Origin of the sequence: Pseudoalteromonas sp. NCCP-2140, assembly GCF_023708065.1 — a bacterium.
Lineage (GTDB): Bacteria > Pseudomonadota > Gammaproteobacteria > Enterobacterales > Alteromonadaceae > Pseudoalteromonas.
On sequence record NZ_BRCZ01000016.1, the window covers coordinates 21,758 to 43,658 of the forward strand.

Here is a 21,901-nt window from a genome sequence, read left to right on the forward strand (position 1 = left end):
ACTGAAAAGGACTTCTAACTCAAGACAACACATTTTGAAGGAATGACATTATGAACACAGTAAATAAAACACTAGCACTTATGGCACTTGTATCTTCATCTGCAGCGTTTGCGATGAGTGATTTCGATACTCTAGATGTTGATGGCAATGGTGTTATCAGCCAAAGCGAAGCATCGGTAGATGCAGAGCTAATGAGCAAATTCAGTGAATTAGACACTGACGGTAACGGTGAGTTATCGAAACAAGAATTTTCAAAAGCTTAATGTGATTAAGCAAATCAGTTTATTTAGCTGATTAGTTCTGAGCTGCCAAAGACAGCCTAAATGGATAAGGGAATCCATGACAAAGGACAACACTGGAAGTGTGATCAGCTAACACTCTTAAAATTGAAGGAATATGATTATGAAAACAGTAAACAAAACATTAGCTTTAATCGCACTTGCATCTTCTTCAGCAGCTTTTGCAGCAACTGATTTTGACACCTTAGACGTAGACGGTAACGGCGTGGTTAGCAAAAGTGAAGCAGCCGTTGACGCAAAAATTATGTCGCAGTTTAAAACATTAGACGTGAATGGCGACGGCGTTCTTACAGAAGCTGAGTTCTCTGAAGCCGAATAACTGAATTAATAAGTAGTTATACCAATTTCCACTAAACAGGGATCTCAGAAACGGATTTCACTCTTTTCAAATTTAAGGTAGTTATTATGAAACAGTTAAGCACAACAATCGCAATTTTAGCACTAGCAACGTCATCTGCAGCCTTTGCACAAGGCGTAAGCTTTGCAACATTCGATACTGACGGTGATGGTGTGATCAGCAAAGAAGAAGCGTCTGCAAATATGCAGCTTGAAAAGTTATTTCCAGAGCTAGATAGTGATGGTAATGGCGAACTTTCAAAAGAAGAGTTCGCTCAAATTCAATAGAATCTTTTAGAAAAGTTAGGTACTTTCACTTCAAGAGTCGTAAAGCAGCTGTCATGGCTGCTTTTTTCGTTTATAAGCTTTTTTACAAGAAGATAGCACTTACTTGGAACAGCTTTTCAACAACTGTAATGTGCTTTTTATCAATCAAGAACATGATTACATGGTCACCCGACTGAATAACCGTATCGTCATGGGCAATCAGTACATCATCGTTACGCACAATTGCACCAATGGTTGTTCCAGCTGGTAGTTTGATATCAGCAATTGCTCGGCCAACAACTTTAGAAGTATGCTCATCACCATGAGCGACAGCCTCAATGGCTTCTGCTGCGCCCTTACGTAACGAATAAACATTAACAATGTCACCACGGCGAACGTGTGTTAACAGCGCCGAGATAGTGGCTTGCTGAGGTGAAATAGCAATATCAATTTCACCACCTTGAACTAGGTCTACATAAGCGCCACGCTGAATAAGCACCATGGTTTTTTGTGCGCCCATACGCTTTGCCAGCATCGCAGACATAATGTTTGCTTCATCGTCGTTAGTTACTGCGATGAACACATCCACTTGTTCAATATGTTCTTCAGATAACAGCTCTTGATCAGAGGCATCGCCACAGAACACTACGGTGTTATCAAGCATTTCAGAGAGCTGTGCTGCGCGCTCTTTATTGCGCTCAAGCAGCTTCACACTGTGGTTTTTCTCAAGTGAACGCGCAAGGCCCGCACCGATATTACCACCACCAGCAATCATGATCTTTTTGTATGAACGTTCGAGCTTTTGAAGCTCATTCATGACTGCTCGAATATGCTTTGTTGCAGCGATAAAGAACACTTCATCGTCCGCTTCGATAACGGTTGTGCCAAGTGGTTTAATCGCTTTACCTTGACGATAAATAGCCGCTACCCGGGTTTCGACATTCGGGATGTGCTCTTTCAAGGCTGAAAGTGCATAACCCACCAGCAAACCACCGTAATAGGCTTTCACCGCAACCAGCGATAACATGCCATCGGCAAATTGTAATACCTGTAAAGCACCCGGATAGTCGATTAAGCGACGAATATACTTAGTTACCAGCGCTTCAGGAGCAATGTAGTGATCAACAGGTAAGTCGTCATTATGAAATAGCTTTTCACGGTACTTTAAGTATTGCTCTGAGCGAATACGGGCAATTTTGGTTGGTGTGTTAAAAATACTATAAGCAACTTGGCAAGCAACCATGTTCACTTCATCTGAACTGGTTACGGCAATAATCATATCGGCGTCTTCTGCGCCTGCGCGACGCAATACATCGGGATGCGCACTGTGGCCATTAACACCTTGTAAGTCGTACTTATCTTGTAGCTCTCGCAAACGGTTACCGTCGATATCGACAACGGTGATCTCATTTTGCTCACCTACGAGGTTTTCTGCCAGTGTGCCACCAACTTGTCCGGCACCGAGTATGATTATTTTCATAGCTTGTTCTTATTAGTGTTTTTTAACTAGCTTTGCATAATAGAAACCGTCACTTTCACCAGGCAATAATTGCAGACCAGGTAAAGTAGGCGTGTCGTTTTCATGCAAAGGTATGTGTTCAGCACTTGGATTATTGGCAAGGAACTTAGCAACTTGTTGTTGGTTCTCTTGCGGTAATACTGAGCAGGTCGCGTAAACTAACGTACCACCTGGCTTAAGTAGAGGCCAGATGCTATTTAAGATATCGCCTTGTAAATTAGCCAGATCTTCAATATCAGATGCACGACGTAACCATTTAATATCAGGGTGACGACGGATCACGCCAGTAGCTGAACAAGGCACATCAAGCAAAATACGGTCAAATTGCTGCTCATCCCACCAGATGTGAGGTTGTGAAGCATCGGCACATTGTAAATCGGCAGCTAAACCAATACGCACTAAGTTTTGTTTAACGCGTTCTAGGCGCTCGCTGTCGCTATCAAGTGCTAATACGTCGGCATCAGCAAGCTCTAAGATATGGCACGTTTTACCACCTGGCGCTGCACACGCATCTAAAATGACATCATCATTTTGTGGATCTAAAAAGCGTGCTGCTAATTGTGCCGCAGCATCTTGAACTGAGCAGGCACCGGTATCAAATTCTGGCAGTGCGTATACATCACACGGTTTAGCTAGTTTAATACCATCAGGAAAATCAGCATTAAGGGTATGCTCAATATCATTTGCTTTAAGCATCTCGCTGTATTCTTGGGTGCTATATTGCGCTTGGTTTACACGTAACCACATAGGTGCTTGCAGCTGATTCGCTTCAAGGATTTCTTGCCAGTTATCAGGGTAAGCAGCGGTTACTTGTTTGATAAACCAACCTGGGTGGTTAAATTTGCAAACAGGAATTTGCTTTGCTTTTTCTTCAAGCTCAACTTGTTCACGTTGGAAACTGCGTAAAATAGCGTTAATCAGACCTTTTAAACCCAGTGCGCGCATTTGCTGAAGCGCATTAACCGTTTCGCTGATTGCTGCATGAGGCGGTACACGCATGTGTTGAAGTTGGTAAATACCCACATACAACAAGAACTGGAAAATACGGCGCTTACCTTTTAGTGGTTGATCTAAAAGTTGCTGACAATAATTTTCTAGGCTAGGTAAATAGCGCAGCACACCGTAGCAAATTTGTTGTAGTAGGGCTTTATCTTTCGGCGATAATCCTTGGCTTGCAAAAGGTAGTTCTTGATTTAGCGATGCACCTTTATCGACCACGTTATAGAGGGTTTCAGCAGCAAGTGCTCTTACATTACTCATTGCTTTGACCTAATACTGAGCCAGGTTCAACCCAATCACTGCGACCATTTAAAAAGTCAGTAACAGCCATTGGTTTTTTACCTTGTGGTTGAAGAAGGGTGATTTTAAGTGCATCTTGCCCACAGCCAACGGTAATACCTTGCTTATCAGCAGCAATGATTTTACCGGCTTGTGCAGTTTGCGATACAACTTCGGCTTGCCAAATTTTTACCGTTTGTCCTGCCATTTCAGTAAAGCAAACAGGCCATGGATTAAAGGCACGGATATTACGCTCAATTTGCGCAGCATCCATTGACCAATCAATATTGGCTTCGTCTTTTGATAGCTTCTTGGCGTAATTTGCTTGTGCGTCATCTTGCTTTTCTGGGGTGATTTCACCTGCAGCAAGACGATTGATTGTACTGATCAGTGCATCAGGACCCAGTGCAGCTAATTTATCGTATAAAGAGCTACTGGTTTCTGTGCTATCAATCGGGCAACGGCTGATATGCAGCATATCGCCGGTATCTAAGCCTTCATCCATTTGCATTATTGTTACACCGGTTTCATTGTCACCAGCCCAAATAGCACGTTGGATCGGTGCAGCACCACGCCAGCGCGGTAAAATAGAGCCATGCACGTTTAAGCAGCCTAAGCGCGGTGCATCTAAAATCGCTTTTGGTAACAGTAAGCCGTACGCCACCACAATCATAATATCGGCGTTCAGGCTGGTAAGCTCTGCAAGTGCTTCATCTGATTTTAGTGATTGCGGTTGAAATACAGGTAAATCATGAGCAAGTGCCAGTTCTTTAACTTCACTGGCTTTTAGCTTTTTACCTCGGCCCGCGGGTCGATCCGGTTGGCTATATACACCAACAACTTCGTGCTCTGAGTCAATCAGTGCTTGTAAATGGCGCGCAGCGAAATCCGGCGTACCAGCAAAAATAATGCGTAATGGTTGTGTCACAGATATTCCTATTGATTAACTTATGATTTAGCAGCCAGCTTAGCTTCTTTTTCAAGCTTTTTACGGATACGTTGGCGCTTTAAAGGCGATAGATAATCAATAAATAGGGTGCCTTTAAGGTGATCAAGCTCATGCTGAATACAAATCGCTAATAGCTCGTCAGCGTCAAGGCTAAACTCTTCACCGTTTTCATTAAGCGCTTTAACAGTAACTGTTTCTGCGCGGTCAACTTTTGCGTATGAGTAAGGAACAGATAAACAGCCTTCTTCACTCACAGTTGAACCATCTTTTTTGGTGATTTCTGGGTTGATTAACACTAACGGTTGGTCGCGCTCTTCAGATACGTCGATCACCACAATTCGCTGGTGGATATCTACTTGCGTCGCTGCTAAGCCGATACCGTTTTCGTCATACATAGTTTCAAGCATGTCTTTGACGATTTGACGAACTTCATCGTTTACTTCTGGTACTTCTTTCGCGATTGTACGTAAACGCTCATCCGGAAATCTCAAAACTTCTAACCTAGCCATAGTTACCTTTTACACTTGTGATTCATTTAGGGTATTGTATGCTCTTATTTTAGCCATTCGTGTTCACCTTTAACAGGTTTTGGTCGATAATAATCTAAAAACAACTCAAGGAAGCCAAATGAGATACCCACTAGTTGCGGCTTTGTTAGCCATTAGCTGTGCTTTTCCGGTAGCTGCTGATGTTTTAACAATTAAAAAAGATGCACCAAAACAATATGTTGTCAAAAAAGGCGATACGCTTTGGGATATCTCGGGCGTGTATCTTGATGAACCTTGGCAATGGCCTGATTTATGGCAAATGAACCCGCAAATTGCGAATCCGCATTTAATATACCCGGGTGATGCGCTCACTTTAATTTACGATAAAGACGGAAATCCTCGTTTAGTTAAAAATGCGCGTTATAAAAAACTCTCTCCAGAAGGGCGAATTACACCAAAAGGCAAGCAAGCAGTGCCGACGTTGCCTTTGGAGTTGCTGCGCCCATATTTGAGTTATGAGCAAGCGATTAGCGCCGATGTTATTGCACAAAAACCATATATTTTGGGTGCCAGTGTTAATACCAAAATGAATACTATGGGCCATACGCTTTACGTTAAAGGTGACTTAACACTTAACGAAGCTTATGGCGTATACCGTAAAGGCAATGATCTTGTTGATCCAAATACCAATGAAGTACTAGCGAATAAAGCGGAATTAGTGGCGATTGTTCGCGCATTTAGAAGCGGTGACGTAGAAAACGGCGTACCTGCCTCAGTTAAAGTTGAACTGGTAAAACAAGAAATTAAGCCGCATGACTTTTTAATGCCGGCGATGGAAGGGCAAATGTTGCCAGCCTATTTCACTATGAAACGCCCTGAAGCTACTTTAGATGGCACTATTATCGCCGCAGCTAATGAAATGCGTGAATTTAGTACCATGGACATTGTTGTACTAAACTTAGGTTCAGACCAAGTGAAACCAGGTTTTGTACTTGATATTCAGCGTCAATCACCTGAAGTGTATGACGGCCGCAATGGTCCGCGTTACCGCGAAGATTCTAACAGTCTTGAGAAATTCATGACTGATGCAAATGATGTGTTAGGAATTGAAAGCGACGAAGACAGTAATGTATGGCACATGCCAAAGGAAAAAGTCGGTGAGTTAATGGTGTTTAAGGTATATGACAACGTTAGCTATGCATTGATTGTTAAGAATCAGCACCCGATCCGAGTTGGAGATTATGCAGTTATAAACTAACTCACAATTTGGGCGCTCTAAGGAGGGAGCATGGCACAGGTTTCAGGCAAGCTATCCCATTGGCTTGCCTTTTATTTATGTAAAGGGCTTGGAATAAAAAGCCTTGTTGCATTAAGTCAAAGACAGCCACTGGATGAGCTATTTAAGCTATCTAGTTTAGAGCTTCAGCAGCTGGGTTTATCACAAAGCCAAGCCGATAACTTAGTTAATACTGACTGGCAGTTAGTAGCCCACTACCAAGAATTAATAGCAAGACTTAAAATCAAAGTCATAAGCTATTTTGATAGCAGCTATCCGCCTTTACTCAAACAAATAGCCAGTGCACCTATCTTATTATTTTGTTTAGGTAATACGGATCTACTACTGTCACCGCAAATAGCAATTGTCGGTAGCCGTAATGCAACACCTACAGGGCTTGAAGTCGCTGCTGAGTTTGCCCATCAACTTTCTGCTGTTGGCATGACGGTGACATCAGGTATGGCTATGGGAATTGATGGTGCAGCCCATAAAGGCGCATTAGCAGGGTCAGGCAATACGATTGCCGTACTTGGTACGGGTATCGATATTGCTTATCCAAAACGCCATCGCTTACTCATTAAACAGGTTGCTGAGCGGGGCTTGTTGGTTTCTGAGTTCTTACCGGGAACGGCTGCTAATGCCGCTAATTTTCCGCGCCGAAACCGCATTATCTCTGGGTTGTCATTAGGTGTATTGATTGTCGAAGCGCAAATTAAAAGTGGTTCATTGGTGACAGTGCGCTATGCGCTTGAGCAAAATAAAGAGGTGTTTGCCGTGCCGGGTTCGATAAAAAGCCCACTATCAGAGGCAAGCCATTTTTTAATTAAGCAAGGCGCTAAATTGACAGAAAATATTACTGATATTCTTGATGAAGTGAGCTTTTTCTGTGAAAACAGTCTATATAGTATAGAACAGCCTATTGCAGATGAACCCGACTGCCCAGTGTTCAAAAGTATAGGGTATGAGGTAACAAGTGTTGATCAAATAACACAGCGCAGCCAATTACCTGTAGACGAAGTACAAGCTCGGTTACTCGACCTAGAGCTCGCAGATAAAATCGAACGAGTACTAGATGGTTATATAAGACTAGGAGGACATAAACATGTTTGACATCCTCATGTATCTTTTTGAAAACTATATCCATAGTGAAGCTGAAATATTTACTGAAGAGAACGAGCTTACCGATGAGTTGGTTCGTGCTGGCTTCAATAAACCTGAAATCTACAAAGCCCTTGATTGGCTAGAGCAACTTGCTGACTTACAACAAAGCGATATCTACCCGTACCTTAATGCCCAACCACAACATGCTATGCGTATTTACACTGATAGTGAATGCCAAATGTTAAGTGTTGAGTGTCGCGGCTTTTTAATGTTTATCGAGCAAATAGGTGTAATTAACACCGTAACTCGCGAAATGGTGATAGATAGGCTTTGTGCTCTAGATAAACCATTTATTTCTTTGGAAGATCTAAAGTGGGTAGTGCTTATGGTGTTATTTAATGTACCAGGGTCAGAGCAAGCTTACGCACAAATGGAAGACTTAATATTTGACGAGCCAGCCGATGTATTACATTAATTCGACTTTGCTTGTATCTTTGTTGAGTTTGGGTATATTAGGCGAAAATTAGCCAACCCCACAGGAATCTTATGAGTAAAATCGACCATTCTCTTTTTTCTGCAGATAAACATGCACTCGAAAAAGAGTATGAGGTTTGCCCTAAATGCGGTTCTGAATTGGTTATGCGCAACTCAAAGTCAGGGCCGTTCTTAGGCTGTGCCAGTTACCCAAAGTGTGACTTTATCCGCCCATTAGCTCATCACGATAGCCAACAAATAAAAGTACTCGAAGACAGTGCCTGCCCAGAGTGTGGTAAGCCATTAGTAATTAAAAATGGCCGCTACGGTATGTTTATTGGGTGTACCGGCTATCCTGAGTGCCATTACATTGCTCATGATGAAGAGCCTGACGATGCCCCTCAATTACCTGCTTGCCCTAAATGCAAAAAAGGCCAGCTGGTTGCGCGTAATAATAAGTTTGGCAAAACCTTTTATTCTTGTGATGGCTATCCGCGTTGTAAATATACCCTTAATCACAAACCTGTGGCGACTGAGTGCCCGGCCTGCCAGTGGCCAATTATGACCGAAAAGAAAACAGCTTCAGGTGTTGTGTTACAATGCCCGCAGAAGTCGTGTATGCATAAGTTAGTCAAATCTTAATGCACTTGTTATTTGTTTATTTAGGAGAGTTTCTTTGTCTGATCCTGTTGCACAACCAGCCAATGCAATTGACGCTTTGCAGCAAGGCGGTGTAATTGTTTACCCAACCGAAGCTGTTTTTGGTCTTGGTTGCGATCCTGATAACCAAGCTGCGGTTGAAAAGCTTTTAGCCATCAAACAACGCCCTGTAGAAAAAGGCTTAATTTTAATTGCTGACAATTATGGCCAGTTATTAAAGTATGTAGATGATGCCAAAATCCCGATGGATAAACGTGCTGATATCTTTTCACAATGGCCAGGTGCTATCACTTGGGTGATGCCAGCAGCAAAAGAAACGCCAAAGTGGCTAACAGGCCAGTTTGATACTATTGCGGTACGTGTTACTGATCATCCAACGGTAAAAGCCCTGTGTCAGCAATTTGGTAAGCCGTTGGTTTCAACAAGTGCAAACTTAACCGGTCAAGAAACGGTAATGACTGTCGCACAAGCGAAAAGCGAATTTGCAGACACAGTAGATTTTTATGTTGATGAGCCGTTAGGTGGCAACAGCCAACCAAGTGTGATCAAAGACGCAGCGACCGGTAAAGTATTTAGAGGATAAACATGCAAAGCGAGCTACTCGAACAAGTTAAAACCTATTTAATGGCCTTACAAGATACAATTTGTCAGGGCCTTGAAAATGCTGACGGCAAAGCAAAATTTGTTGAAGACAATTGGCAACGTGCAGAAGGCGGCGGTGGCCGTACTCGTGTTATCCAAGGTGGTAATGTCATTGAACAGGGTGGGGTAAACTACTCGCATGTGTTTGGTGCTTCGATGCCAGCATCAGCAACAGCACATCGTCCAGAGCTCGCTGGTCGTAGCTTTCATGCATGTGGTGTGTCATTAGTGATCCACCCTAATAATCCACATATTCCAACTAGCCATGCCAATGTCCGTTTCTTTATTGCCGAAAAAGAAGGCGAAGAGCCAATTTGGTGGTTTGGTGGTGGTTTTGATTTAACCCCTTATTACCCTGTTTTTGAAGATGTACAACATTGGCATCAGGTGGCTAGCGATTTATGTCAGCCATTCGGTGCTGAGGTTTACGATAAATATAAAAACTGGTGTGATGATTACTTTTATTTAAAACACCGCAGTGAAACACGTGGTGTTGGTGGCTTGTTCTTTGATGATTTAAATGAGCTGGGCTTTGAACAAAGCTTTGCCTTTATGCAGGCGGTAGGAAATGGCTATTTAGATGCTTACCTTCCTATAATTGAGCGCCGCAAAGACACGCCAACAACCGAACAGCAACGCGATTTCCAACTGTATCGTCGTGGTCGTTATGTTGAGTTTAATCTTGTTTGGGACCGCGGCACATTATTTGGCTTACAAACCGGCGGACGTACTGAGTCGATTTTAATGTCGATGCCACCATTAGCACGTTGGGAGTATAACTATGTACCTGCTGCAGATAGCCCAGAAGCTAAGCTGTATCAGTACTATTTACGCCCGCAAGATTGGTTAAATAGCAAAGAGTCTGATTTAGTTGCACGCCAATGGCAGCTTTAATCAAGTATTGAAACCACTCGAACCAACATTGCGTTGTCACCCTCTACGAGGGTGGCAACACTGTCACTGCTAGGCTGCTCTGCCAAGACACTAAATAGCACTTCTGCTTTTAATATCTCTAGGTTATCAGGTGTTGTATCAATAGGTGCGCTAACCTGAACTAAGCACTGACTGATATCACAGGCATAGAAATCAAGTTTCACCTGAAAATATTCAGGGTGCTGAATTAGCTTATCAAAACCATCAACAATACTTTGTTCATACTTATCGCTTTGTGAGGTTTTATCTTGGCTGAGAAGTGATTGAGCAATCTGTTGAATATCATCCTGATAAATATATTTATTAATAGTGCTTTGTTGAACAGCAGAATCATTCACGCTGTGTTGATAGGTAAATAGTAGCGCCGCAATAACCCCAATGCAGACTAAAAGAGTTGTTATAAATTTCATTTAAACATCCTTATTTACTATGAAATGCATATAACAACTCTAGCAGTTGCACGAAAAGCGCGCAATTTAGCTTAATTTAAAGCGTCTTACTTGTTCATCCAGTGAACGAGCTAACGACAACAGCTCTTCACTGACTTTTTGGTTTTCATGGGCGTCGACTAATGAGTGCTCGGCATTGTCACTAATTGCGATAACACTTTGGTTAATTTCTTCAGCCGCGAGGTTTTGCTGTTCAGTAGCATCAGCAATTTGCACGTTAAGTTGGTTTATCTCACTCATTTGTGAAGAAATATCACGTAATGCTTTAGCTACTTGCTTAACTTGCACAGCTCTTTCGTCTGCTTCTTCGCAAGAGTTATTCATGGTATTAACGGTTTGTGCCGCTTCACTTTGTAGCTTGTCGATAGTGCGGCGAATTTCGTCGGTTGAGTCATGGGTGCGGGTCGCTAAAGTACGTACTTCATCGGCTACCACAGCAAAGCCTCGGCCAGCTTCACCAGCACGAGCCGCCTCAATGGCTGCATTAAGTGCAAGTAAGTTTGTTTGTTCGGCAATGCTACTGATCACCTCGAGTACTTTACCAACGTCTAACGTTTGGGTTTGCAGTTGACTTACTTGCTCGGCAGCTGCTCTAACATCTGCCGCAAGTTGATTAATACTTTGCTCAGTGTGCTCAGCAACATGTAAGCTTTGCTGCGCAAGTTGATTACTGTGCTCTGACTTTTCAGATGCAAAATGGGTGGTGTTTTTAACTTCGCTTGATGAGCTTTCAAGCTCATTAATGGCGGCAGCGACCGAATCTGTCCCTTGCTTTTGCTTTAAGATCGCTTGCTCGGTAGCATCCGCTGAGGCATAAATGCTTTCGGCAGAGTGGATCAATACCTTAGAAGAATGAGAAACTTGGGCAATATTATCTTTAAACGCACCAATCATGTGATTAAAGCTGGTGGCAAGAGAACTAAGCTCGTCATTATTACTGTCATCTACCGTGAGGCTTAAATCTTTATTGGTGGTTGCCAAGTGCATGGTATGGCTAATGACTTTTAAGCGTTTGATGAAAATTTTTCTAAACATCACTGCTAGTAGTGAGAAAGCCGAAATGAAAATAGCCGCTAATAGTAGCGTGTTCACTAAGGTGTTTTGCGATACTTCTTGCTCGATATCAGCCAGCGAGTAACTAATTTTTACTACACCTAACACATCGCCTTCTTGTGCTTGATGGCAGCCTAAGCAGTTTGTTCCTTTATAATCACTGCGAGCAAACATAGGCTTTAGATAAGTCATCGTACTTTTTTGATTATCAATAAATAGTGCTTCAGTGCCTGTTAGTGCTTTTCGCTCAGCATCGTTAGTCGCAACTTGGTTGGCATTTCCAGGCCCATAAATTTTATTAACGATTGGACTACGTATGATATGAGCGTCTTCAATATTAGGGTGGCTTCTTAATTTAGTACTTAGAATTTCACGATTAGCCATAGTGCCTGTCAGCATCATTGTATTAATAGAATCAAAGTAATTATCGGCAAGCAGTTTTATGTTACTTTCAACAGTATCTCTTGCTAATTCATGTTGTTGCTGGGCACTACTAAATATACTGGCAAATAATACCAATACGCCTGTTAGTGCTAACAAGGCATAAATTTTAAATTGGATAGACTTCATTCGACGACGCTTTTTCTAAATTAAGGAAAATTTATTATCTTTATTTAGAAAAAGCGTACATTGATATAGCGCAAAGCTTAGTTAGTTTTGATTGATCATATGGCTGGCGAGTTGCGATAACGACTGTCTTAACCCTTCGCGAAGTAGTGGATTATCAATCTCGATATCAAGCGTTTTATTCATACAATGCATCCATTGGTCACGTAGGTCTTGATCAATAGGGAAAGGCATGTGACGCTTTCTTAGCATTGGGTGACCATATTTTTCAACGAATAGGTCAGGGCCGCCCAGCCAGCCCGATAAAAACTCAAAGAATACTTGGCGAATTCTATCTAAAGGCTGCGGATGCATATCATATAATGGTTTGGCGTATTCATCTGTGGCCATTATGTCGTAAAATCGATTTGCAATTGCTCGAGCTCCTGCTTCACCGCCAATAATTTCGTAAGGTGTTTTTTCTGGGGTAGGTGTTTCAGGCGTTGGTTTCGATTTAGAAAAAAGTCGTTTAATCATAATATTAATAAAGCTCTACAGGGCGAAGAGGTTGCTTCACTATGGACAAATACGCGGTTTTTGGAAATCCAATAAAACATTCGAAATCACCCGCAATACACGCACAATTTGCTGCATCATTAAACGAGCAAATACAATACAGCGCCATTTTAGCACCAACAGATGCATTTGAAAAAACTGTCGCTGAGTTTTTCGCTGCGGGTGGTAAAGGGGCTAATGTCACTTTGCCATTTAAAGAGCAAGCGTTTGTCATGGTCGATGAACTAACAGAGCAAGCGAAAATAGCTGGAGCAGTAAACACGATTAAACAGCTTGAAGATGGCAGCCTACTGGGTGATAACACCGATGGTGTAGGGCTTGTTAAAGATCTATTAGCCAATAATGTCACCTTAAAAGGGCAGCGAGCTCTTCTTATTGGCGCCGGTGGTGCAGCGCGAGGTGTCATTCAGCCATTATTGAATGAGCATATCGAAAGCTTAACAATAGCCAACCGTACCGCCGAAAAAGCAAAGGCGCTAGCGAGTCATTTTAATGGTGAAATAAATGTACAGGGCTTTGCTTTAAATGATATCCCAGCAAACAACTATGATGTGGTGATTAATTCAACCTCAAGTAGTGTAACTGGAGACCTGCCGGGTATAGCTGAAGACCATGTTGCTACGTGTCAGTGCGCTTACGATATGTTTTACGCTAATGACGATACCGCATTTATTAGTTGGGTTAAGTCGATTAACCCAACATGTTTAACACTCGATGGTTGTGGCATGCTAGTTGGCCAAGCAGCACAAGCTTATTTTGTATGGCGCAATAAAATGCCAGAAATTATTCCCGTTGTTACCGCGCTTAAAGCAGGAGAAATTGCGTGAATCAAGCTATTCAATTTATAGACAGACTCGAATTTAAGCCTGAAGAAAAGCAGTTGGTATTCTTCGCACAAGTAAGTGGCTTGATGGTGGAGTGTGTTATTGATACCAGCAAGTATGATTTTGCAGATCAAAACAGTGCGGTTAATTACTTTGAATCTTATCGTTTCGATTACGAAGAGCTCGCCGAGCAACTGATCGACGATGAGCAGTATAACTCGGCAGGACAAATTGAATTAACCGAAGTGTTTTAGCCCTCAGCTAAGTATTCATCTTTAAGCTGAACATAATTATCAGCAGAGATTTTTAAAAAGGCGCGCTCTTGCTCTGTTAAAGGGCGAGCCTGTTTAACAGGGCTACCTACATAAAGGTAACCAGACTCTAAACGTTTGTTAGGTGGTACCAGTGAACCACCACCAATGATCACATCATCTTCAACAATTGCGTTATCCATTACTATTGCGCCCATACCAACAAGTATACGATTACCAAGTTGGCAACCGTGTAGCATAACCTTATGACCAACAGTGACATCATCACCAATAATAAGAGGGTAGCCATCGGGGTTTGACTTAGAGGCACGAGTTAAATGTAAAACACTGCCATCTTGAATGTTCGTACGTTCACCAATACGTATATAGTTAACATCACCTCGCGCAGCAACAAGAGGCCATACACTTGAATCTTTACCAAGCGATATATCACCTACTAAAACCGATGACTCATCAATATAAACACTATTATCGTATGTCGGAGTGATCCCTTTATAAGAACGGATAGTCATAAATTCACCTTTTAATTTTAAAATGCGCTCAGTCTAGTGTAACAGCGAAGCAAATAAATACACCAAAACAGGCCTAAATTGACTGCAAAACACCCAGTTTTAAGGTGTTTAGTTCAAAAGCTGAGCGAACAGTACGTTTTTTTAAATTTTATTTAAAAAAGTGCTTGCGTAAAAAATCCATCTCCCTATAATGCGACCCCACTGACACGGCGGGCAGCAACGCAAGACGCTGAGCAACGTGACAGAGAGTTAAGTGAAACTTCGGTTTCAAATAATAGAAAAAAGTTTGAAATTAAGTATTGACTCGAAAAATTAAGGATGTATTATACGCATCCCTAGCGACAACGTCGCAACGTTCTTTAACAATATAAAGCAATCATCTGTGTGGGCACTCGTACAGGTTGAGTTCTAACAGCAGATTCTAGTTCGCTAGATGATGCAAACAAATTTAGAGTCTCAAATGTAACTGAGTGACTATATAGTCAATTCGTTTTGATTTTACTTTTTTTAAAAGTAGAAACAAACAATCAGAATTCATTGAGCGTGGTTTGAAGTTTACTTCAAACAAAAAACTTTTAATTGAAGAGTTTGATCATGGCTCAGATTGAACGCTGGCGGCAGGCCTAACACATGCAAGTCGAGCGGAAACGAAGAGGTGCTTGCACCTTTAGAACTCAATCTGTACGAGTGCCCACACAGATGATTGCTTTATATTGTTAAAGAACGTTGCGACGTTGTCGCTAGGGATGCGTATAATACATCCTTAATTTTTCGAGTCAACACTTAATTTTAAACTTTCTTTTTAGACCGTTTCAAACCCAAGTTTTACTTAACTCTCTGTTACGTTGTTCAGCGCTTTTCATTGCTGCCCACCGTGTCAGTGGATGCGCATTATAGGGATACGAAGAATTAACGCAAGCACTTTTTGAAGGTTTTTTTGATTATTTTCAAATTAGTACAATAACCATACAAATAAAGGGCTGCAGAGGGGGTTTAGCTCAAAAAGCAGTCATTTATGTGAAGATAAAATGGCATAGAAAAAGCGAAATACTTTAAATTAGGTATGTCGCTTTTTATTTTTATAAGGCGGATTAGTTAGTAGAAATTTCCCAAACACCGATTGACCCCGAAATTTCATTACCAACAACTAGCAATGCTTCATTCGTTGCACTTTGTTCTGCAGGTATAAATGTCATACCTTCAGGAGCAAGATCACCTGTTATATCTGCATCAGCTTCTAGGCCACGATTAAAAAAGTAATCTTGGAATGTCACATTGTATGGATTAGTAATATCAAACACCATAATGCCACCCATACGCTCTAAACCAATAAATGCAAATGTACGTTCGCCAATCGTACCCAGTGCTAACGCTTCTGGTTCTGCACCTTTGTCATCAGAGCGACTATCACCGTCATTTTCATCTTCGTTATTATTGAATGCTGCTCCGTGAACTGATGCAGTAATACGTGAGATTTGATCGCCCGAGTCAAAAACCACCATGCCGTTACTATCCCAAATGGTAAAAGAGCGGGCACCATATGCATAGAGTGATTCATATTCGCCATTATTATCTTCATCACCTTTAACAGTGGTCACTTTTAAACGGCCAATATCGCTGTTGTCATTGTTCAGGTAGTCAAAATTGCTTGCCAGTGTTAAGTCTTTAGCTCTGGTTTCATCTATATATGATAAACAACCATCATCTTCATCATAATCTAGACCACCCTTTGCTAAACAATCAGCTTCGTCGGTTGTATCAAAGAAGTATTCTCGTGCATCACCTTCGTTCGCTGTGACAATAAAGTTAGCACCTTTCCAAGTAAAGCTTGAAATCGTATCAGGTTGATACATGCCATAGAGACCAGGGTACGATTTAAAGTTAACACCACCGTCTTTATCTGATGCATCAAAAAGTAAATTAGACCAATCTTTAAATCCTAAGCCTTTAAGCTCTAGGCTATTATCTTCAAGATTGACGATAGCAAGGGCGTTATTTTCTTGTAGTGACACGTAGGCAAACTTATTGTCTTTCGAAACGCTGATGTATTCAGGTTCTAAATCCATTGCTACGGTTGTATTAATCAAGTTACCGTTGATTGTTCGACCTGTCGGGTTAGCAAATACAATCCCAAGTTCTTCAAGTTCTGCTTGTTTGTCGTTATAAGCCGAAAAAGTAATGCTAATAGCAGTATCTGCAATTACACCATCATTAATATTAATAATGCTGATAGAGCCTTCAGGGTCAATACTGTAATCACCATTAGGTTCGCCTTCATTTGCAACCAATACTTTATTGCCATCATGGCTAAAAGTAACCATGTCGGGCAGGGCACCTACAGTGACATTTTTAATAAACTGAGGCTCGTCGCCACTAATATCATAAAATGCGATTAAACCGGCATCACCGGTATTACTTGCAGCCATAGCGACTGCTAAAAGTTCATTATTAGCATCAATAGCGATACTGTTTGCATCGCCCACACTGTGCTCATTAAGTGCAAGGGTAATCTCTGAGCTTAAATTAGTGCCGTTTATAACCCCTTCGTTATCTTTAACTAAAGCTGCGCGGTCAAAGCTATCGGCTTTCATGATATTAACGACCGCAGAATCACCGGAACTATTGATAGCAAAAATTCGTTGTTTAGATGCTTGATAAGCAACAATTTCCGCAGCACCTTCAGGGCTTTCTGCATTCAGCACTGCACGGCCGATAAGATTTATAGTTAAAGCAGCGTTTGCATCTGTACCATTTGCTCCGTCAGTTCCGTTTGCACCATCGGTGCCATTTACCCCATCAGTTCCATTAGTACCATTTTGACCTGCAGGACCTTGTTCACCTTGTAGGCCGTCTTTGCCGTCGTCACCGTCTAATGAGCAGCCAGAAAGAATGGTTAAAAGTGATAGCGCAATAATTGATCTTTTTAACATTATTATTTTTCCTTGGAGTTGTATTGAGGCAATTACAACACGCAGGCATTACAACTATATGGCACTTTTATGAGAACAAAATTTTGTCATAAAAAAAGCGAGTATAAACTCGCTTTTTATTTATAAATTAGTAGGGTAGCTCATTACTTTTTAGTTGGGCGCTTCCAACCAGTAAGGTTACGCTGTTTACCACGAGCGACTGCAAGCTGATCATCTTCAACAGTATTAGTGATAACAGAGCCTGCGCCAATCGTTGCCATTGAGCCAATATTCACTGGGGCCACCAGTGATGAGTTAGAACCGATAAAGGCGTTATCACCAATAATGGTTTTTGATTTATTTACACCATCATAGTTACAAGTAATAGTACCTGCGCCAATATTAACTTTTTCGCCAACTTCAGTGTCGCCTAAGTAGGTTAGGTGGTTTGCTTTTGAACCTTTGCCTAAGCGAGTCTTTTTCATCTCAACGAAGTTACCAATGTGCGAGTCTTCTTCCATAATCGCACCAGGGCGAAGGCGGGCATATGGGCCTAAAGTACATTTAGCAGCAACACTGGCTTCTTCAACAAGTGAGTTAGCTTTAATAACAACGTTATCGCCGATAGTACAATCTTTAAGTACGCAATTTGGCCCAATTTGTACGTTGTTACCCAGAGTTACTTTACCTTCGAAAATAACATTAACGTCGATGAGAACATCTTCGCCAGTCGTTACTTCACCACGTACATCAATACGAGCAGGATCAGCAAGTGTTGCGCCGTTTAGCATTAGCTCTTCTGCTTGCCATGCTTGGTATGCACGTTCAAGCGCTGAAAGTTGTACGCGATTATTAGCACCTTCAACTTCCATCGGATGCTCAGGCTGTGCAGAGGTAATTTCAACACCTTCACTGTGTGCCATCGCAACAATGTCTGTTAGGTAGTATTCACCTTGGGCGTTATTGTTAGATAGGTTACCTAACCAACGTTTAAGTAGCGCACCATTAGCAGCCATAATACCGGTATTGATTTCTTTAATCGCAAGTTGCTCAGGTGAAGCGTCTTTTTGTTCAACAATACCGACTAGCTTGCCATTTTCACGGATCATTCGACCATAACCTGATGGGTCATCTAAGGTAACCGTTAATACTGCTAAGCCTTTTTCTGGAGTCGCAGCAAGTAGCTTTTCCAAGGTTGCGCGTTTTGTTAGTGGCACATCACCATAGAGAATTAATACGGTGTCATCATCGGCAATATGTTCTTTAGCAACAGCGACAGCATGACCCGTACCGAGTTGTTCTTCTTGTAATACCCAGTTTACTTGGTTGTGCGATAGGGCTTCTTGAAGCTGCTCACGGCCATGACCGTAAACAAGATTTGTTTCACGAGCGCCAAGGGCAGTGGCATTATCAATAACGTGCTGCACCATAGGTTTGCCAGCAACTTTGTGTAATACCTTAGGTAGAGCAGAGCGCATACGGGTGCCTTTACCCGCAGCAAGAATAACGGTAGTCAGAGACATTAAAACAATATCCTTCTTTCTTTGTTTTAGGTGTGCAATATTTTGTGAGTTCTGGGAAACATACAAAGTTGTGTAAGTCACATCATGTGTAAATACGCAATCCTAATGTGTTGGACTGAACCTTGAATGAAACAGCTATTCACTATTAATTTACACTATTGTAGCGAGCTTTGATGAAGGATATAAGTATAAATATAAAGTAGGGTGCTTAGCGGTGAATTTTAGGCACAAAAAAGCCCACGTTAAGTGGGCTTTTCGAAAACCGAGTAGGCTTACTTTTTACGTAATTGTTGAATTACGCGAAGTTGAGCGATTGCTTCAGCAAGTTGCACTGCAGCTTGTTGATAATCTAACTCAGCAGTTGACGTATTCGCCATTTGCTCTTCAGCATCACGTTTAGCTTTTTCAGCCGCTTGCTCGTCTAGATCTTCACCACGTACTGCAGTATCTGCAAGAATCGTGATGCGATCCGGTTGAACTTCTAGCGTGCCGCCAGCAATATACATCACGTCTTCGTGACCAAATTGCTTAACTAAACGTACCATACCAGGTTTTAGGGCAGTTAATAATGGAGCGTGACCATAGTTAACACCAAGGTCACCTTCACTACCACTCACTTGAATCGATTCAACCAGACCAGAGAACAAACTCTCTTCTGCGCTTACTACGTCAAGATGTACAGTCATAGCCGCCATACTACCCTCCTAATTACATGCTTTTGGCTTTTTCTTGAGCTTCTTCAATAGAGCCAACCATGTAGAACGCTTGCTCTGGCATATCATCAAACTCACCGTTTAAGATACCTTTGAAGCCAGCAATTGTGTCTTTAAGTGACACGTATTTACCAGGCGCGCCTGTGAATACCTCAGCAACGAAGAACGGCTGAGATAGGAAACGCTGGATTTTACGTGCACGAGATACAACTTGCTTATCTTCGTCAGAAAGCTCGTCCATACCTAGGATTGCGATGATGTCTTTAAGTTCTTTATAACGTTGAAGAACTGTTTGAACGCCACGCGCTGTATCGTAGTGCTCTTGACCGATTACTAGTGGGTCAAGTTGACGTGAAGATGAATCAAGTGGGTCTACCGCAGGGTAGATACCAAGTGAAGCGATATCACGAGAAAGTACTACTGTTGCATCTAAGTGAGCAAACGTTGTTGCTGGAGATGGGTCAGTTAAGTCATCCGCAGGTACGTATACCGCTTGGATTGAAGTGATTGAACCCGTCTTAGTAGATGCGATACGCTCTTGAAGTACACCCATTTCTTCAGCAAGAGTTGGTTGGTAACCTACTGCTGAAGGCATACGACCTAGAAGTGCTGATACCTCTGTACCCGCTAGAGTATAACGGTAGATGTTATCAACGAAGAAAAGTACGTCACGACCTTCGTCACGGAACTTCTCAGCCATAGTAAGACCAGTTAACGCTACGCGTAAACGGTTACCCGGTGGCTCATTCATTTGACCGTATACTAGAGATACTTTATCTAGTACGTTTGAGTCGTTCATCTCATGGTAGAAGTCATTACCCTCACGAGTACGCTCACCAACACCTGCGAATACTGAGTAACCGCTGTGCTCGATTGCGATGTTACGGATAAGTTCCATCATGTTTACGGTTTTACCAACACCGGCACCACCGAATAGACCAACTTTACCACCTTTAGCGAATGGACATACAAGGTCGATTACCTTGATACCAGTCTCTAAAAGTTCTACTGAACTTGATTGTTCTTCATAAGAAGGTGCTGCACGGTGAATAGACATACGCTCTTCTTCACCAATTGGACCAGCTTCATCAATAGGGTTACCTAAAACGTCCATGATACGACCTAGTGTCTTCGTACCTACTGGAACGTGGATTGGCTGACCTGTACCTTCTACTGCAGTACCACGACGTAAACCGTCAGTAGTACCAAGTGCGATACCACGTACCACACCGCCACCTAGCTGTTGTTGAACTTCTAAAGTTAAACCAGCTAAGTCGCCATCTGTTACTTTTAGTGCGTCATATACGGCTGGCACGTTGTCTTGTGGAAATTCGATATCCACAACGGCGCCGATAATTTGGACGACCTTACCTAAACTCATGTCTATTCCTCTCATTAAACTTTGCCGAAGCGTTAAACTGCTGCCGAACCGCCAACAATCTCACTAATTTCTTGTGTGATTGCAGCTTGACGAGCCTTGTTATAAACAAGCTGTAACTCATCCATAAGGTCGCCTGCGTTATCAGTTGCAGCTTTCATTGCAACCATACGGGCAGCCTGTTCAGAGGCAGCGTTCTCAACTACACCTTGGTATACTTGAGACTCAATAAAGCGTACTAACAGAGCTTCTAAAATCGCTTCTGGGTTTGGCTCATATAAGTAATCCCAAGAATGTTGAGATACTTCTTCTTCAGCTTTTGGCAAAGGGAGTAACTGATCGATTGTTGGCTCTTGCTTCATAGTATTAACGAACTTGTTGAATACTACGTATAAGCGGTCAATTTTACCTTCAGAGTATGCATCTAGCATTGTCTTTACAGGACCAATAACGTCTTGTAGTGAAGGTGTATCTCCTAAGTTCGCTTTTTTAGCGACTAACTTACCGCCAAAACGTTGGAAAAAGCCAGCTGCTTTGCTACCTAAAGTAGTAAATTCAGCTTCAACGCCTTTTTCTTTCCACGCTTTAACATCTAGGGCAACTTTTTTGAACTCGTTTGAGTTCAAGCCACCACATAGACCACGGTCAGTAGAGATAACAATATAACCAACTCGTTTTACTTCACGCTCTTCTAAGAAAGGGTGAGTAAAATCAAGATTTGCTTGAGCAACACGACCAATCACTTGGCGTAAGTTTTCAGCGTATGGACGGCTTGACGCCACACGTTCCTGCGCTCTTTTCATTTTAGACGCAGCAACCATTTCCATTGCGCTGGTGATCTTTTGAGTATTCTTGATACTCCCGATCTTGCTTTTAATCTCTTTTCCGCTGGCCATGACTCTCTCTCCGAATCAGGTGGGCTTT

General features: G+C 42.1%; 24 protein-coding genes. 11 read left to right on the forward strand and 13 right to left on the reverse strand.

The annotated features are described in order from the left end of the window. The first annotated feature begins 50 nt into the window (after nucleotides 1-50). The 3 genes from NFU46_RS19150 (at nucleotide 51) to NFU46_RS19160 (ending at nucleotide 923) form a co-directional block, all read left to right on the forward strand. Nucleotides 51-263 (forward strand): calmodulin, encoded by a 213-nt coding sequence (locus NFU46_RS19150; protein WP_054554776.1) that lies wholly within the window; start codon nucleotides 51-53, stop codon nucleotides 261-263. 139 nt (nucleotides 264-402) lie between these two features. After that, nucleotides 403-618: a calmodulin gene (locus NFU46_RS19155; RefSeq protein WP_055022185.1), complete on the forward strand. Its 216-nt coding sequence runs from the start codon at nucleotides 403-405 to the stop codon at nucleotides 616-618. Nucleotides 619-704: 86 nt separating this feature from the next. Then, nucleotides 705-923: an EF-hand domain-containing protein gene (locus NFU46_RS19160; RefSeq protein WP_054554774.1), complete on the forward strand. Its 219-nt coding sequence runs from the start codon at nucleotides 705-707 to the stop codon at nucleotides 921-923. An 82-nt stretch (nucleotides 924-1,005) separates the two neighbouring features. Here NFU46_RS19160 and trkA read toward each other — a convergent pair whose 3' ends face one another. From trkA to def, 4 genes are read right to left on the reverse strand one after another with little or no spacing between them, the layout of a single operon-like run. Further along, nucleotides 1,006-2,382, reverse strand: coding sequence for a Trk system potassium transporter TrkA (trkA, locus tag NFU46_RS19165; protein WP_175083300.1), 1,377 nt, complete (start codon nucleotides 2,380-2,382; stop codon nucleotides 1,006-1,008). Nucleotides 2,383-2,394: 12 nt separating this feature from the next. Further along, nucleotides 2,395-3,681, reverse strand: a complete 1,287-nt coding sequence (gene rsmB / locus NFU46_RS19170) for a 16S rRNA (cytosine(967)-C(5))-methyltransferase RsmB (RefSeq protein WP_054563776.1) — start codon at nucleotides 3,679-3,681, stop codon at nucleotides 2,395-2,397. Next, nucleotides 3,674-4,627, reverse strand: coding sequence for a methionyl-tRNA formyltransferase (fmt, locus tag NFU46_RS19175; RefSeq protein ID WP_055199321.1), 954 nt, complete (start codon nucleotides 4,625-4,627; stop codon nucleotides 3,674-3,676). The genes rsmB and fmt overlap by 8 nt, the downstream gene beginning before the upstream one ends. 20 nt (nucleotides 4,628-4,647) lie before the next feature. After that, on the reverse strand, nucleotides 4,648-5,157 hold the full coding sequence (gene def / locus NFU46_RS19180; protein WP_054554770.1) for a peptide deformylase: 510 nt from the start codon (nucleotides 5,155-5,157) through the stop codon (nucleotides 4,648-4,650). A gap of 118 nt (nucleotides 5,158-5,275) precedes the next feature. On the opposite strand from def, the gene NFU46_RS19185 reads away from it, so the two are divergent. The 6 genes from NFU46_RS19185 (at nucleotide 5,276) to hemF (ending at nucleotide 10,183) form a co-directional block, all read left to right on the forward strand. Further along, entirely contained in the window at nucleotides 5,276-6,394 is a 1,119-nt protein-coding gene (locus tag NFU46_RS19185) for a LysM peptidoglycan-binding domain-containing protein (protein WP_054563778.1), read from the forward strand. A gap of 30 nt (nucleotides 6,395-6,424) precedes the next feature. Then, nucleotides 6,425-7,522, forward strand: coding sequence for a DNA-processing protein DprA (gene dprA, locus NFU46_RS19190; protein ID WP_251604107.1), 1,098 nt, complete (start codon nucleotides 6,425-6,427; stop codon nucleotides 7,520-7,522). Next, nucleotides 7,515-7,988 carry a DUF494 family protein gene (locus NFU46_RS19195; RefSeq protein ID WP_054563780.1) on the forward strand — a complete coding sequence of 158 codons (474 nt, stop codon included), beginning with the start codon at nucleotides 7,515-7,517 and terminating at the stop codon, nucleotides 7,986-7,988. The genes dprA and NFU46_RS19195 overlap by 8 nt, the downstream gene beginning before the upstream one ends. A gap of 71 nt (nucleotides 7,989-8,059) precedes the next feature. Further along, nucleotides 8,060-8,629 (forward strand): type I DNA topoisomerase, encoded by a 570-nt coding sequence (locus NFU46_RS19200; RefSeq protein WP_175080904.1) that lies wholly within the window; start codon nucleotides 8,060-8,062, stop codon nucleotides 8,627-8,629. A 34-nt stretch (nucleotides 8,630-8,663) separates the two neighbouring features. Beyond that, nucleotides 8,664-9,230 carry an L-threonylcarbamoyladenylate synthase gene (locus tag NFU46_RS19205; RefSeq protein WP_175080903.1) on the forward strand — a complete coding sequence of 189 codons (567 nt, stop codon included), beginning with the start codon at nucleotides 8,664-8,666 and terminating at the stop codon, nucleotides 9,228-9,230. Nucleotides 9,231-9,232: 2 nt separating this feature from the next. Next, nucleotides 9,233-10,183, forward strand: coding sequence for an oxygen-dependent coproporphyrinogen oxidase (gene hemF / locus NFU46_RS19210; protein ID WP_055199325.1), 951 nt, complete (start codon nucleotides 9,233-9,235; stop codon nucleotides 10,181-10,183). On the opposite strand, the gene NFU46_RS19215 is transcribed toward hemF, so the two are convergent. From NFU46_RS19215 to NFU46_RS19225, 3 genes are all read right to left on the reverse strand, one after another. After that, nucleotides 10,180-10,632, reverse strand: a complete 453-nt coding sequence (locus NFU46_RS19215) for a hypothetical protein (RefSeq protein ID WP_251604110.1) — start codon at nucleotides 10,630-10,632, stop codon at nucleotides 10,180-10,182. The genes hemF and NFU46_RS19215 overlap by 4 nt on opposite strands. A 66-nt stretch (nucleotides 10,633-10,698) precedes the next feature. Beyond that, entirely contained in the window at nucleotides 10,699-12,294 is a 1,596-nt protein-coding gene (locus NFU46_RS19220; protein ID WP_251604112.1) for a methyl-accepting chemotaxis protein, read from the reverse strand. Between the two features lie 81 nt (nucleotides 12,295-12,375). Further along, on the reverse strand, nucleotides 12,376-12,807 hold the full coding sequence (locus tag NFU46_RS19225) for a group II truncated hemoglobin (RefSeq protein WP_054554758.1): 432 nt from the start codon (nucleotides 12,805-12,807) through the stop codon (nucleotides 12,376-12,378). Between the two features lie 41 nt (nucleotides 12,808-12,848). On the opposite strand from NFU46_RS19225, the gene aroE reads away from it, so the two are divergent. Continuing rightward, on the forward strand, nucleotides 12,849-13,673 hold the full coding sequence (aroE, locus tag NFU46_RS19230) for a shikimate dehydrogenase (RefSeq protein ID WP_251604114.1): 825 nt from the start codon (nucleotides 12,849-12,851) through the stop codon (nucleotides 13,671-13,673). Then, nucleotides 13,670-13,924, forward strand: coding sequence for a DUF1488 domain-containing protein (locus NFU46_RS19235; RefSeq protein WP_251604116.1), 255 nt, complete (start codon nucleotides 13,670-13,672; stop codon nucleotides 13,922-13,924). Before aroE ends, NFU46_RS19235 begins: the two co-directional genes overlap by 4 nt. Here NFU46_RS19235 and NFU46_RS19240 read toward each other — a convergent pair. The 6 genes from NFU46_RS19240 to atpG form a co-directional block, all read right to left on the reverse strand. Beyond that, the gene (locus NFU46_RS19240) at nucleotides 13,921-14,454 is read right to left on the reverse strand and encodes a gamma carbonic anhydrase family protein (protein WP_251604118.1); all 534 of its coding nucleotides are present in this window, start codon (nucleotides 14,452-14,454) and stop codon (nucleotides 13,921-13,923) included. The genes NFU46_RS19235 and NFU46_RS19240 overlap by 4 nt on opposite strands. A gap of 1,091 nt (nucleotides 14,455-15,545) precedes the next feature. Continuing rightward, nucleotides 15,546-17,384 (reverse strand): choice-of-anchor I family protein, encoded by a 1,839-nt coding sequence (locus tag NFU46_RS19245; RefSeq protein WP_251604120.1) that lies wholly within the window; start codon nucleotides 17,382-17,384, stop codon nucleotides 15,546-15,548. A 143-nt stretch (nucleotides 17,385-17,527) separates the two neighbouring features. After that, complete coding sequence (gene glmU, locus NFU46_RS19250; RefSeq protein WP_063528634.1) at nucleotides 17,528-18,886, reverse strand: bifunctional UDP-N-acetylglucosamine diphosphorylase/glucosamine-1-phosphate N-acetyltransferase GlmU; 1,359 nt, start codon at nucleotides 18,884-18,886, stop codon at nucleotides 17,528-17,530. 272 nt (nucleotides 18,887-19,158) lie between these two features. Further along, nucleotides 19,159-19,581 carry a F0F1 ATP synthase subunit epsilon gene (locus NFU46_RS19255; protein WP_054554812.1) on the reverse strand — a complete coding sequence of 141 codons (423 nt, stop codon included), beginning with the start codon at nucleotides 19,579-19,581 and terminating at the stop codon, nucleotides 19,159-19,161. A 13-nt stretch (nucleotides 19,582-19,594) separates the two neighbouring features. After that, nucleotides 19,595-20,980, reverse strand: a complete 1,386-nt coding sequence (gene atpD / locus NFU46_RS19260; RefSeq protein ID WP_054554811.1) for a F0F1 ATP synthase subunit beta — start codon at nucleotides 20,978-20,980, stop codon at nucleotides 19,595-19,597. Nucleotides 20,981-21,012: 32 nt separating this feature from the next. Beyond that, nucleotides 21,013-21,873, reverse strand: a complete 861-nt coding sequence (gene atpG / locus NFU46_RS19265; RefSeq protein WP_054563740.1) for a F0F1 ATP synthase subunit gamma — start codon at nucleotides 21,871-21,873, stop codon at nucleotides 21,013-21,015. Nucleotides 21,874-21,901 lie beyond the last annotated feature (28 nt).

Coding starts and splice junctions, on each gene's coding strand:
- hemF (WP_055199325.1), top strand. CDS start 9,233: ATGCAAAGCGAGCTACTCGAACAAGTTAAAACCTATTTAATGGCCTTA.
- NFU46_RS19200 (WP_175080904.1), top strand. CDS start 8,060: ATGAGTAAAATCGACCATTCTCTTTTTTCTGCAGATAAACATGCACTC.
- trkA (WP_175083300.1), bottom strand. CDS start 2,382: ATGAAAATAATCATACTCGGTGCCGGACAAGTTGGTGGCACACTGGCA.
- NFU46_RS19155 (WP_055022185.1), top strand. CDS start 403: ATGAAAACAGTAAACAAAACATTAGCTTTAATCGCACTTGCATCTTCT.
- NFU46_RS19185 (WP_054563778.1), top strand. CDS start 5,276: ATGAGATACCCACTAGTTGCGGCTTTGTTAGCCATTAGCTGTGCTTTT.
- NFU46_RS19240 (WP_251604118.1), bottom strand. CDS start 14,454: ATGACTATCCGTTCTTATAAAGGGATCACTCCGACATACGATAATAGT.
- rsmB (WP_054563776.1), bottom strand. CDS start 3,681: ATGAGTAATGTAAGAGCACTTGCTGCTGAAACCCTCTATAACGTGGTC.
- NFU46_RS19150 (WP_054554776.1), top strand. CDS start 51: ATGAACACAGTAAATAAAACACTAGCACTTATGGCACTTGTATCTTCA.
- atpD (WP_054554811.1), bottom strand. CDS start 20,980: ATGAGTTTAGGTAAGGTCGTCCAAATTATCGGCGCCGTTGTGGATATC.
- dprA (WP_251604107.1), top strand. CDS start 6,425: ATGGCACAGGTTTCAGGCAAGCTATCCCATTGGCTTGCCTTTTATTTA.
- atpG (WP_054563740.1), bottom strand. CDS start 21,873: ATGGCCAGCGGAAAAGAGATTAAAAGCAAGATCGGGAGTATCAAGAAT.
- def (WP_054554770.1), bottom strand. CDS start 5,157: ATGGCTAGGTTAGAAGTTTTGAGATTTCCGGATGAGCGTTTACGTACA.
- NFU46_RS19245 (WP_251604120.1), bottom strand. CDS start 17,384: ATGTTAAAAAGATCAATTATTGCGCTATCACTTTTAACCATTCTTTCT.
- glmU (WP_063528634.1), bottom strand. CDS start 18,886: ATGTCTCTGACTACCGTTATTCTTGCTGCGGGTAAAGGCACCCGTATG.
- NFU46_RS19195 (WP_054563780.1), top strand. CDS start 7,515: ATGTTTGACATCCTCATGTATCTTTTTGAAAACTATATCCATAGTGAA.
- NFU46_RS19160 (WP_054554774.1), top strand. CDS start 705: ATGAAACAGTTAAGCACAACAATCGCAATTTTAGCACTAGCAACGTCA.
- NFU46_RS19215 (WP_251604110.1), bottom strand. CDS start 10,632: ATGAAATTTATAACAACTCTTTTAGTCTGCATTGGGGTTATTGCGGCG.
- aroE (WP_251604114.1), top strand. CDS start 12,849: ATGGACAAATACGCGGTTTTTGGAAATCCAATAAAACATTCGAAATCA.
- NFU46_RS19255 (WP_054554812.1), bottom strand. CDS start 19,581: ATGGCGGCTATGACTGTACATCTTGACGTAGTAAGCGCAGAAGAGAGT.
- NFU46_RS19220 (WP_251604112.1), bottom strand. CDS start 12,294: ATGAAGTCTATCCAATTTAAAATTTATGCCTTGTTAGCACTAACAGGC.
- NFU46_RS19225 (WP_054554758.1), bottom strand. CDS start 12,807: ATGATTAAACGACTTTTTTCTAAATCGAAACCAACGCCTGAAACACCT.